The 11,511-nt window shown below is 69.0% G+C and carries 10 protein-coding genes; 3 read left to right on the top strand and 7 right to left on the bottom strand.

Annotated features, from left to right (window positions below; translation table 11 throughout):
- Window positions 1-3: 3 nt before the first annotated feature.
- Entirely contained in the window at window positions 4-1,284 is a 1,281-nt protein-coding gene (locus IE307_RS21540) for a cation:proton antiporter (protein ID WP_229904942.1), read from the bottom strand.
- Window positions 1,285-1,352: 68 nt separating this feature from the next.
- Entirely contained in the window at window positions 1,353-1,913 is a 561-nt protein-coding gene (locus IE307_RS21535; RefSeq protein ID WP_191300318.1) for a TetR/AcrR family transcriptional regulator, read from the bottom strand.
- A gap of 113 nt (window positions 1,914-2,026) precedes the next feature.
- Here IE307_RS21535 and IE307_RS21530 point away from each other — a divergent pair, with 113 nt between their 5' ends.
- Window positions 2,027-2,458 carry a DUF6069 family protein gene (locus IE307_RS21530; RefSeq protein ID WP_191300316.1) on the top strand — a complete coding sequence of 144 codons (432 nt, stop codon included), beginning with the start codon at window positions 2,027-2,029 and terminating at the stop codon, window positions 2,456-2,458.
- 7 nt (window positions 2,459-2,465) lie between these two features.
- Here the strand turns inward: IE307_RS21530 and IE307_RS21525 are convergent, their stop codons facing one another.
- The 5 genes from IE307_RS21525 to IE307_RS21505 are packed head-to-tail and all read right to left on the bottom strand — an operon-like array spanning window position 2,466 to window position 7,893.
- Window positions 2,466-3,467, bottom strand: a complete 1,002-nt coding sequence (locus tag IE307_RS21525) for a LacI family DNA-binding transcriptional regulator (RefSeq protein ID WP_191300314.1) — start codon at window positions 3,465-3,467, stop codon at window positions 2,466-2,468.
- 28 nt (window positions 3,468-3,495) lie between these two features.
- Window positions 3,496-4,818 carry a GH1 family beta-glucosidase gene (locus IE307_RS21520; protein WP_191300311.1) on the bottom strand — a complete coding sequence of 441 codons (1,323 nt, stop codon included), beginning with the start codon at window positions 4,816-4,818 and terminating at the stop codon, window positions 3,496-3,498.
- A complete protein-coding gene (locus IE307_RS21515; RefSeq protein ID WP_191300309.1) occupies window positions 4,815-5,636 on the bottom strand; it encodes a carbohydrate ABC transporter permease in 822 nt (273 codons plus the stop codon). The genes IE307_RS21520 and IE307_RS21515 overlap by 4 nt, the downstream gene beginning before the upstream one ends.
- Complete coding sequence (locus IE307_RS21510; RefSeq protein WP_191300848.1) at window positions 5,636-6,610, bottom strand: carbohydrate ABC transporter permease; 975 nt, start codon at window positions 6,608-6,610, stop codon at window positions 5,636-5,638. Before IE307_RS21510 ends, IE307_RS21515 begins: the two co-directional genes overlap by 1 nt.
- Window positions 6,610-7,893, bottom strand: coding sequence for an ABC transporter substrate-binding protein (locus tag IE307_RS21505; RefSeq protein ID WP_191300307.1), 1,284 nt, complete (start codon window positions 7,891-7,893; stop codon window positions 6,610-6,612). The genes IE307_RS21510 and IE307_RS21505 overlap by 1 nt, the downstream gene beginning before the upstream one ends.
- Window positions 7,894-8,218: 325 nt before the next feature.
- Between IE307_RS21505 and IE307_RS21500 the strand changes: the two genes are divergently transcribed.
- Both IE307_RS21500 and IE307_RS21495 read left to right on the top strand, forming a co-directional pair.
- Complete coding sequence (locus IE307_RS21500) at window positions 8,219-10,417, top strand: glycoside hydrolase family 9 protein (RefSeq protein ID WP_229904940.1); 2,199 nt, start codon at window positions 8,219-8,221, stop codon at window positions 10,415-10,417.
- A gap of 89 nt (window positions 10,418-10,506) precedes the next feature.
- Window positions 10,507-11,460, top strand: coding sequence for a glycoside hydrolase family 6 protein (locus tag IE307_RS21495; RefSeq protein WP_229904939.1), 954 nt, complete (start codon window positions 10,507-10,509; stop codon window positions 11,458-11,460).
- Window positions 11,461-11,511: the final 51 nt, after the last annotated feature.

Raw genomic sequence — 11,511 nt, 5'->3', positions numbered from 1 at the left:
CGCTCACACGTGGGTGTGAGCGGTGTCGTCGTGCCGCGCTTCGGCCTTCTTCTCCCGTTTGCGGTCGACCAGCCACATGACGGGTGACGCGGAGAGCCCGTGCACGAGCACCGAGCCGATCACGACGAGTCCGACGATCCGCCACAGCGCGTTCTGCTCGGCGAACTGGCCCTCCTTGAGGGCGTAGACGAGGTAGAACAACGACCCGACGCCGCGCACGCCGAAGAAGGCGATGACCTTGCGTTCGCGTGGGCCGGTGCTGCCGCCGAGCAGGCCGATCCACCCCGCCAGTGGCCGCACGACCAGCAGCACCGCCGCGGCGACGGCGATCTGCTGCCAGCCGATGCCCGACAGCATCCCGGTGGCCGCGGCGCCGCCGAGCAGGAAGACGATGACCACGGTGAGCATGCGTTCGATCTGCTCGACGTACTGGTGCAGGACGCGGTGGTAACCGTTGCGGCGTTCGCCTGACCTGATCGCGCAGGCGCACACGAAGACCGCGACGAACCCGTAGCCCTCGACCAGTTCGGTGATGCCGTAGGCGAGGAACGTCGCCGCGAGCGCCACGAAGCCTTCCGCGTGCTCGGACAGCCGGAACTTCTCCGACGGCGCCGAGAAGAACAGCTTGCCCAGGCCCCAGCCGATGAGCAGGCCGATCGCGAGCCCGGCCGCGAGCCGCCAGAGCACGTCCACGGCCAGCCAGTGCCCGAGCCACCCCGACGGCGCCACCCCGGCCAGGCTGATCGCGATGGCGGCGTAGGTGAACGGGAACGCCAGCCCGTCGTTGAGACCCGCCTCGGAGGTGAGCGCGAACCGGGCCTCGTCCTCGTCGGACTCCGGGTTCTCCGCGGGTTCGGCGACCTGCACCTCACTGGCGAGCACCGGGTCGGTGGGGGCGAGGGCGGCCGCGAGCAGCACGGACGCCGCCACACCGAGTCCGAGCACGCTCCAGCCGAGCAGGCCGACGGCGATCATGGACAACGGCATGGTGATGGCGAGCAACCGCCACGTGCTTCCCCAGCCGTGCAGGCTGACCTTGCGGTTCAGCGCGAGGCCCGCGCCCATCAACGAGATGATCACGCAGATCTCGGTCAGGTGCAGCAGCAGGCCGCTGTGCGCGACGGGGTCCGGAGCGGGCAGGTCGACCACGGTGAACGTCAGCGCGCCCGCGCCGAGGAACACCATCGGCATGGAGATCGGCGCCTTGGCGAGCAACCGGGGCAGGAGCGCGGCGGCGAGTGTCGCGAGACCCGCTCCGGCGTAGAGCAGGGGTCCTGGTTCCACCCTTTCGCCTTCCGTCGAACTGATTGAACACTTGACCAGGTACCCGTGCGGGTGGTCGGCAAACGGGGTCAGGCCCGGTGTCCGTGCAGGAATCGCCGCACCACGGCCGCGGGATCGGCGGGCGCCTGCGTGGCCCGCTTGTCGACCCGCCGGGCGAAGGACCGCATCATCAGCGGGCCGACCAACGCGAAGAACGTGTGCCGCGGCGGCTCCACGACGAGGGCGCCCCGCCGCTGGTGGTGCAGGATGACCTCGTCCACGCGCTCCAGCAGCGACTCCGGCTCGGCGAGCACCGACGCCACCTCCGGGCTGAACTTCGCCTCCCGCATCAGCGTCAGCACCACGCCACCGCGCGTCTCGTAGAGGCGCGCGTAGTAGCTCACGATCGTGAGCAGGTCCGCCTCCACGTCGTCGCCCGGCGCGTCCAGGTCGAGCGCGAACCCCGTGAAGTTGCTGCGCACGGCCTGCCGCAACAGGTTCTGCTTCGAGGTGAAGCGGCGGAACAGCGTCGCCTCGTTGATCCCGGCGGCGTCGGCGATCGCGCGGGTGGTCGCCCGTTCGTACCCCTGCTCGGCGATCACGGCCAGGACCGCGCCGAACACCACCTCGTCGGACACCCGACCAGCCACTCGTCCTCCTCGATCAGCCGTGAATGCAAGCGAACACTTGCATTCACGGGACCGGACTGGCTACCGTAATTGCAAGTGACCGCTTGCAATTAGCCTACCTAAGGACAGGGCCCATGGCCGACACCAGCCTCCCCGCACGCTCCTCCGTCCTCGCCCCCAGCGCCGCGGAGGTCGTCGTCGGCCTCCTCGGCGCGGCGGTGGTCTCGATCGCGGTCAACGCGCTGATCGCCCTGGTCGCGGGCAAGTTCATCCCCGAGGGCACCGAACGCATGGGCCTCGCCATCGCGGAGTACGCGCCGGCCACCGTGATCGGCATCGCCCTCGGCACGCTCGGCTGGTACCTCGTGCGCCGCTTCGCCGGCAACCCGAGGAAGGTGCTGCGCGTGCTGGTGCCCGTCGTCGTGGTGGTCTCGTGGATCCCGGACCTGGGCATCCTCGCGGGCGGCGCGTCCGTGGTGAACTCGATCGCGCTGATCCTGATGCACGCCGTCGTGGCCGGGGCCACGGTGCCCACGTTGTCGCGGGTCCTGCCCCTGCCCAGGTGACTGCTCCTCAGGTCGAGGCGCGCAGCACCAGTTCGGTCGGCAGTATCAGCGACGTCGGCTGCTCCCCGTTCAGCAACCGGACGAGCATCCGCGTCATCTCCCGGCCCATCGCCTCGATCGGCTGCCGGACCGTCGTGAGCGCGGGTTGCGTGTTCCGCGCCGTGACGACGTCGTTGAACCCGACGACCGCCACGTCCTCGGGCACGCGTTTGCCGTTCTCCCGCAACACGTCCAGCGCGCCGATCGCCATCGCGTCGGACGCCGCGAACACCGCGTCCAGGTCCGGGTGGTCGTCCAGCAGGAGCTTCATGCCGGCGGCGCCGCTGGCCTCGCTGAAGTCGCCGTGCGCCACCCGCTGGTCGCTCAGGCCCGCGAGCACGACGGCCTCGCGGTACCCCATGTAGCGGCCCTGGCCGGCGTGGGTGTCCAGTTCGCCGGTGATCGTGGCGATGTTCCGGCGGCCTGCGGCGATCAGGTGCTCGACGGCCGTGCGGGCGCCGCCCCGGTTGTCCGCGTCGACGTACCACTGCGGCGTGCGGTCGAGGGACCGGCCGCCGTGCACGGTGGGCAGGCCGCTGTCCTCGGCCATTGTGGACAGCGGGTCGTTCTCCTTGAGCGCCAGCAGCATCACGCCGTCGGCGCTGCGGGACTGCAGGATCTTGCCGAACCGCGAGCGGCCGCGTTCCGAGGCGGCGAGGACCAGCATCAGCTGCAGGTCGGTCTCCTCGATCACCGCGTTGACCCCGGTGATCACCTCGGCGAAGAACAGGTTCGCGAACAACGCCGGGTCGTCGCTCGAGATCGCGAGCACGACCGCGCCGCGGCGCTGAGTGGCGAGGGAGCGGGCGGCGGTGTTCGGGACGTAGCCGAGCTCCGCGATGGCCTTCTCGACCGCCCTGCGCGACTTGTCGCTCACGTGGCGGGCGTTGTTGATGACGCGCGACACCGTGCCCGTCGAGACACCGGCACGCTGCGCCACCTCCTCCAGGGTGGGCGGTCGCGTGGTCATGACCGCAGCCTATCAATGCTGTAAGCGCTCACAGACCGTGCCGCGCAATCACGTCCGCGTACCAGCGGGCGCTGTCCTTGAGCGTGCGGCGCTGGGTCGTGTAGTCGACGTGCACGAGGCCGAACCGCTGGGCGTAGCCGAAGGACCACTCGAAGTTGTCGAGCAACGACCAGGCGAAGTAGCCCCTCAGCGGCACGCCCCGCGACACGGCCTCCGCGCACGCCCGCACGTGCCCGTCCAGGTAGGCGACGCGACCGGTGTCGTGGACCTCGTCGTCGAACGCGGCACCGTTCTCGGTGACGTACAGCGGGATCGCGGGGTAGTCGTGCTCCAGCCGCACCAACAGGTCCAGCAGGCCGCGCGCGTCGATCTCCCAGCCGATGGACGTGCGGTCCCGGCCGCCGTCGAGGTGCTCGACGTGCTCCGAACCGACGTAGGCGGACGGGCCAGCCTGAGTGCCGTGGCCGACGAGCATGGGGGAGTAGTAGTTCACGCCGAGGAAGTCGATCGGCGCGGCGATGGTCTTGAGGTCGTCCTCCTGCACGAAACCGAAGTCCGTGACGGGCTCGAGGTCGCGCACGACGTCGTCCGGGTACTCGGCGAGCAGCACCGGGTCGAGGAACAGCCGGTTCTGCATGCCGTCGATCCGGCGGGCGGCGTCGAGGTCCGCCGCGGAGCCCGACCCCGGCGTCACGCAGGTCAGGTTCAGCGTGATGCCGACGCGGGAGCCGGGCATCGCCCCCGCCGCGAGTCCGTGGCCCAGCAACAGGTGGTGGGTGGCGCGGATCGACGCGGCCGGGTCCTGGCGGCCGGGGGCGTGCCGGCCGGTGGCGTAACCGAGGAAGGCCGAGCACCACGGTTCGTTCAGGGTCGTCCAGTGCGTCACGCGGTCCGACAGCGCCTCGTGCACGATCGCCGCGTACTCGGCGAACCGCAGCGCGGTGTCGCGTTCCGGCCAGCCGCCGGCGTCCTCCAGCGGTTGTGGCAGGTCCCAGTGGTAGAGCGTCGGCCACGGCTCGATCCCGTTGTCCAGCAACGTGTCCACGAGTCGCCGGTAGAAGTCGAGGCCGCGCTCGTTGACCGCGCCGGAACCGAGCGGCTGCACCCGCGGCCAGGCGACGGAGAACCGGTAGGCGCCGAGGCCGAGGGAGCGCATGATCGCGACGTCCTCGGGGTAGCGGTGGTAGTGGTCGGCCGCGACGGCGCCGGTGTCACCGCCGTCCACCTTGCCCGGCGTCGCGCAGAACGTGTCCCAGATGGACGGAAGACGTCCGTCCTCGGCCGTCGCGCCCTCGATCTGGTAGCTGGAAGTGGCCGCACCCCAGAGGAAACCGGGTTCGAACGTCGTCATGCCTTGACCGCCCCTTCCATGATGCCGCCGATGATCTGGCGACCGAACGCGATGAACACGAGCAGCAGCGGAACGGTGGCGACCAGCGCTCCGGTGAACATGAGCGTGTAGTCGGTGTAGTAGGTGGTCGAGAGCTGTGACAGCGAGAACTGGACGGTCGGGTTGTCCGCCTCGAGCACGGCCAGCGGCCACAGGAACTCGTTCCAGGTCCCCATGAACGTCGTCAGCGCGAGCACCGCGGCCCCGGGGCGCAACGCGGGCAGCACGATCGACCAGAAGATCCGGAACGTGCCGCAGCCGTCGATCCGCGCGGCCTCGACGAGCTCGTCGGGCACGGCCTGCTCGGCGTACTGGCGCATGAGGAACACGCCGAACGCCGACACCAGCGCCGGCACGACGATCGCCTCCATGCGGTTCTGCCAGCCCAGCTCGACCATGATCATGTACAGCGGGATGATGCCCATCTGCACGGGGATCATCATGGTCGCGAGGATGACGAGCAGCAGTCCGTTGCGGCCGCGGAACTTCAGCTTGGCGAACGCGAAACCGGCCAGCGACGAGAAGAACACCACCGACACCGTGACGACCGCCGACGTCAGCAGCGAGTTCCACATGCCCAGCAGGAAGTTCGCGTCCTCGGCGGCGAACAGCCTGCCGAGGTTGTCCCACAGGTTCGGGCCGGGCGCGAGCGGTGGCGGCCAGTCGCCGACGACGTTGTTGGAGCGGGTCGCGACGACGAACAGCCAGTACAGCGGGAACGCCGACAGGGCGATGCCCACGAGGAGCGTGGCGTACAGGAGGGGCTGGGTCTTGCGCATCAGCGGGACCTCCGCGTGATCAGGAAGTTGACGACGCCGAGCACCGTGATCAGCAGGAAGATCATCCACGCGACCGCCGAGCCGTAGCCGTAGTCGAAGTCCCGGAACGCCTTCTCGAACATGTACATCGACACCGTCTGGAACTGCCGCAGGCTGCCGCCGGAGATCGCGAAACCGCCCTGGCCGAAGATCAGCGGCTCGGTGAAGAGCTGCATGCCCGCGATGGTGGACATGATGACGGTGAAGACGATCGCGGGCCGGATGTTCGGGACCGTGATGCTCCAGAACTGCCGGACCTTGCCCGCACCGTCCACAGTGGCCGCCTCGTACAGGTCCTTCGGGATGGCCTGCATCGCCGCCAGGTAGATCAACGCGTTGTAGCCGGTCCACCGCCAGTTGACCATCGTGGCGATCGCCGTCCACGACGACCACTTGTCGGCGCGCCAGTCCACCGCGTCCACGTTCACCAGGCCCAGCAGGCCGTTCACCATGCCTGCGTCGCGGTCGAAGATCTGGCTGAACACGATGCCGACGGCGGCGACGGAGGTGACGATCGGCAGCAGCACGCCCATCCGCAGGAACGTGACCCCGCGCAGCTTCTGGTTGAGCAGGCTCGCGAGCACCAGCGCCATCAGCAGCTGCGGCACGGTGGCGAGCACCAGCATGCCCAGCGTGTTGAAGACCGAGTTCCAGAAGTCCGGGTCGCCGAACAACGCGACGTAGTTGTCGAAGCCGACGAACGCGCCGGCGCCGGTGATGTCCCAGTCGTGCAGGGACACCCAGGCCGTGTAGATCAGCGGGAACAGGCCGAACACCGCGAAGATCACGAAGAACGGCGCGATGAACAGGTACGGCGACCACCGCACCTCGACGCGGGAGATCCGGTCGCGCCAGCCGGACCGCGGCTGCCGGGGTGGTGTGCTCCCGGCAGCCGCGGTGCTCGTGGCCGGACTCGGCCGCAGGTCCGTCACCATCACTTGGCGAGGCGCTTGGCGTCGTCGACGGCCTTGGCCCAGGCCTCGTCGGGCTGGAGCTTGCCCTGCTCCACGGCGAGCAGCGCGTTGCCGACGCGGTCACCGATGGCGTTGTTGTCCGGGCCGAGGTAGACCGGCTTGAGCGCCTTGACGCTCTCGCCGAAGATCCTGCCGACGGGCGCGTCGTTGAAGTACGGGTTCTTGAAGTCCTGCACCACCGGGTCGTCGATGGCCTGCGGGGACGACGGGAAGTTGTTCTTCGCCTTGAACGCCGCGGTCTGGCCCTTGGCGCTGGTCAGGAACTTCGCGAGCTCCGCGGCTTCTTTCTGGTGCGTGCTCTGCGTGGGCACCGCGAGGAACGAGCCGCCGCGCACCGCGCCGTCACCGGGAACGCGGGTGACGTCCCACTTGCCCTTGTTCTCCGGGCCGGCCTGCTTCTCGATCGTGCCGAGCATCCAGGACGGGCAGGGGATCGTGGCGAACGTGCCGTTCTTGAAACCGGCGTTCCACTGCGGGCTCCACTGCTCGATGCCGGCCGACAGACCGGCCTTCACCATCTCGACCGACTTGTTCCAGGTCGTCCTGACGGCGGCGTTGGAGTCGATCACGAGCTTGTTCGTGGCGTCGTAGTAGGTGTGGTCACCGGACTGCATCAGCATGTTCAGGTAGACGCTGCCGGTCGAGTCGTAGAAACCGACGTCGGGCTTCTTCGACTTGAACGTCTTGCCGGTCTCCAGGTACTTGTCCCACGTGGGCCAGAGCTCGCCGACCTCCTCGCGGTCGGTGGGCAGGCCCGCCGCCTCGAACAGGTCCTTGCGGTAGCACATGCCCTGCGCGCCGACGTCCGTGCCGAGGCCGATCACCTTGCTGCCGTCCGATGTGGACGCCTGCTGCCACTTCCACGGCAGGAAGTTCGCCGAGACGTCCTTGGCGCCGTGGTCGAGCAGGTTCACGAACTGGTCGGGCTTCGCCATGAACTGCGAGAGGATGCCCTCCTCGATCGCGACGACGTCGCCCGCGCCCTTGCCGGTGGCGAGCCACTGCTGCAGCTTCGGCGTGTAGTCGCCGAGCTTGCCGATGTTCTCCTCCTTGATCTTGATGCCGGGGTGGCTCGCCTCGTACTCCCGGTACAGCTCGTCGTAGCCGAACTGGCTGAAGGTCTTGACGATCAGCGTGACGTCCCCCGACGCGGAGTCAGCGGTACCGCCGCCGCACGCGGACACGACCACCAGCGAGCCGAGCAGAGTCGTGGCGAGCAGAGCGCGCCTCGGTCGAACACCCATCGAAGAACCTCCAGTTGGCGGATGGTCCGCAAGCGCTAACACCTGAAAGTGATCGCTTTGACGGTCCCTGGAACACCGTTCACCTGCTGCGACGCTGCGGCTCGGGCCGGTGCGCGCTCATCCGGATCGGGGGAAACTGTGAGCGCTTACAGGACTGTAACCAGGAGGCCGTCGAGATGTGAAGAGGTAGCGCCGATCACATTTTGATGACACGCGCTCGTTGACACCGGGGGTCGCGTGGGTGAACATTCGCTCCGACGCTGCGGTCGCGCCGGGAGACAGTCGACTTCGAGAGGCCCCCGGTATGTCCGTGAAAACCAGGCTGGTGGCAACCGGCCTTCCGTTCGTGCTGATCGCCACGATCGCGACACCCGCGAGCGCGGCCGAGCCCTACGAACGCGTGCTCAACGGCAAGTTCGACAGCGTGAAGACCCCTTGGTGGAGCAGCGGCATCGCTCCGTCCACAGTGGTCGGCGGGAAGCTGTGCGCGCAGATCCCCGGCGGCACGGCGAACCCCTGGACGGCCATGATCGGCCAGAACGACGTCCCGCTCGAAGCGGGTCAGCCGTACACGCTGCGCTTCACCGCGACCGCGACGAAGAACGTCACGGTGCGCGCGGCGGTCGCGCTCGGCGTCGCGCCGAACACCACCGTGCTGAACAAGCCGGCGGCGCTCACCAGCACTCCCAAGACGTTCGAGTTCACCGGAACGTCCACTGTGGCCACCCGCACCGGTGGTCAGGTCGCGATCCAGGCCGGTGGCGTGTCCGCGGAGCCGTACACGTTGTGCGTCGACGACGTCTCGCTGACCGGCGGCATCGTCCCGCCCGGCGGTGGCTGGGACTACGGCTCACCGGTGCGCACCAACCAGTACGCGTACCCGACGGCGGGCGCCAAGCGCGCTTCGATCGTGAACAGCTCCACCACGCCCGTCGACTGGCAGCTGCGCGACAGCGCCGGGGCGGTCGTCAGGACCGGGAAGACGCAGGTCAAGGGCACCGACGCGATGACGCGCGACCACGTGCACATCGCCGATTTCTCGAGCTACAAGAAGACTGGAAGCGGTTACAGCCTGACCGTCGGCGACCAGGGCAGCTACCCGTTCGACATCACCGACAAGCCCTATGACCAGCTACGACGGGACTCGCTGGCGTACTTCTACCACAACCGCAGCGGCACCCCGATCGAGGCGAAGTACGTCGGTGACGCCTACGCGCGCGCCGCGGGCCACGTCGGCGTCGCGCCCAACAAGGGCGACGTCTCGGTGCCGTGCCTGCCGGGGGAGTGCGACTACTCCCTCGACGTGAGCGGTGGCTGGTACGACGCGGGCGACCACGGCAAGTACGTCGTCAACGGCGCGCTCGCCGCGTGGCAGCTGATGGACACCTACGAGCGCTCGCTCCACACGTTCGACATCGAGGGCGTCCGCGACGGACTGCTGTCCATCCCGGAGCAGGACAACCAGCGCCCCGACGTGCTCGACGAGGCGCGCTGGGAGGTGGAGTTCCTGCTGAAGATGCAGGTCCCCGCCGGCAAACCGTTGGCGGGCATGGCCCACCACAAGATCCACGACCTCGCCTGGACCGCGCACCCGATGCTGCCGGCCAACGACCCGCAACCGCGCTACCTGCACGCCCCGTCGACGGCCGCCACGCTCAACCTCGCCGCCGCCGGCGCCCAGTGCGCCCGCGTCTACAAGATCTGGGACCGCGCGTTCTCCGACAGGTGCCTGGTCGCGGCCGAGACCGCGTGGAAGGCGGCGGTGGCCAACCCGGCGAAGTACGCCCCGGACGAGGACAGCGTCGGTGGTGGCGCCTACGACGACACGAACGTCACCGACGAGTTCTCGTGGGCCGCGGCCGAGCTCTACGCGACGACCGGCAAGCGCGAGTACCTCGGCAGGATCACCACGAAGCTGACCTCGGCCGGGTTCTCCTGGAAGGACACCGGCGGGCTGGCCGACCTGACGATCATGCGACTGCCGCTGAAGTTCCCGCTCGACCGCGTGTTCGCCGCCCGCTCGCGGGTCATCGGCGTCGCCGACGGCCACGTGCGCGACCTGAAGGCGCAGGGCTACCCGAACCCGTCCAAGCCGGCGGACGGCCAGTACGCCTGGGGTTCGACGAGCGCCACGCTCACCGCGTCGATGATCATGGCGATGGCCTATGACACCACCCTGAACCGCAAGTACAGCGACGCGGTGCTGGAGTCGATGGACTACCTGCTCGGCCGCAACGGCCTCAACCAGTCGTTCGTCAGCGGCTACGGCGAGAAGGCCAGCCGCAACCAGCACCACCGGCACTGGGCGAACCAGGTCGACGCCAAGATGCCCAACCCGCCCGCCGGGTCGCTCGCCGGTGGCCCCAACTCGGGCCTGCAGGACCCCGTCGCCCAGCAGAACCTGCCGGGCTGCGCACCCGCCAAGTGCTACGTCGACGAGCTCGGGTCCTGGTCGACCAACGAGGTCGCCATCAACTGGAACTCCGCGCTGGCCTGGGTCTCGGCGTTCGCCGACACCCGCTGATCTTCCTGCTGTAGAACCCCCGGTACTCCCACCGCGGGCGTGCCCGCGGTGGGTGAGAGGAACGTCCCCTGTCAGAAAGGAGATCCACAGTGCGGTGGATCGTCCGTTCCGCGGTCGCGGTCTGCGCGGTCGTGCTGCTGTCACCGGCACCCCCTGCCACAGCAGCCAGTCCGATCAGCCTGACGAGCGGTTTCCACGTCAACCCCAACTCCGTGCCCGCCACCTGGGCACGGAACAACCCGAGTGACTCCAGGTCCGCGCGGATCCAGTCCTCGATCGGCTCCAGGCCGATCGCGCGCTGGTTCGGCAACGACGCCAACATCGGCTCCACGGTCGCCAACTACGCCGGTGCGGCGGACGGGCAGGACAAGCTGCCCGTGCTCGTCGCGTACAACATCCCCAACAGGGACGCCTGCGGCGGGCACTCGGGCGGCGGCGCGGGCAGCGCCGCGGCCTACCGGACCTGGATCTCGGGCTTCGCGGCCGGGATCGGGACCAAACCGGCGGTCGTGATCGTCGAACCCGACGCGCTCGCCGCGTACGGGTGCCTGGGCCAGGCCCAGCGCGACGAGATGGCGGGGCTGCTGAGGTACGCCACCGAGCAGCTCAAGGCCAAGGCGCCCAACACCTACGCCTACCTCGACGCGGGCAACGCCGGCTGGGGCACCCCGTCGACGATGGCGTACCGGCTGAACGAAGCCGGTGTGGCCAACATCCGCGGGTTCTCGGTCAACGTGTCCAACTACTACACGACCAGCCGGTCGGTCACCTACGCCAACGCGGTGAACAGCTTCCTGGGCACCGCGAGGCCGTTCGTGATCGACACCAGCCGCAACGCCAACGGGCGCAACTCCGATCCGGACGGCTGGTGCAACCCGGCAGGCGCGAAGCTCGGCGTCACCGCCCAGACGGGCGGCGGTGCCGAGATGCTGTTGTGGGTCAAGACACCCGGTGTGTCGGACGGCCCCTGCGGCATCGCGCCGGCCACACCCGCCGGGACGTTCAACCCCGATCTCGCCATCCGGCTGATCAACGGGACCTGATCCCCAGGGCCAGAGGCACGGGAGCGGTCCAGACCCGCGTGCCCCTGGCGG

Origin of the sequence: Lentzea cavernae (assembly GCF_014653695.1) — a bacterium.
Classification (GTDB): domain Bacteria; phylum Actinomycetota; class Actinomycetes; order Mycobacteriales; family Pseudonocardiaceae; genus Lentzea; species Lentzea cavernae.
Note: the sequence above shows the minus strand (reverse complement) of the source record. Positions and strands in the feature narration are given on the sequence as shown.

Excerpts from the sequence above, each read along its gene's own strand:
- IE307_RS21530 (WP_191300316.1), top strand. The coding sequence starts at position 2,027 with ATGGCCGACACCAGCCTCCCCGCACGCTCCTCCGTCCTCGCCCCCAGC.
- IE307_RS21525 (WP_191300314.1), bottom strand. The coding sequence starts at position 3,467 with ATGACCACGCGACCGCCCACCCTGGAGGAGGTGGCGCAGCGTGCCGGT.
- IE307_RS21520 (WP_191300311.1), bottom strand. The coding sequence starts at position 4,818 with ATGACGACGTTCGAACCCGGTTTCCTCTGGGGTGCGGCCACTTCCAGC.
- IE307_RS21515 (WP_191300309.1), bottom strand. The coding sequence starts at position 5,636 with ATGCGCAAGACCCAGCCCCTCCTGTACGCCACGCTCCTCGTGGGCATC.
- IE307_RS21510 (WP_191300848.1), bottom strand. The coding sequence starts at position 6,610 with ATGGTGACGGACCTGCGGCCGAGTCCGGCCACGAGCACCGCGGCTGCC.
- IE307_RS21505 (WP_191300307.1), bottom strand. The coding sequence starts at position 7,893 with ATGGGTGTTCGACCGAGGCGCGCTCTGCTCGCCACGACTCTGCTCGGC.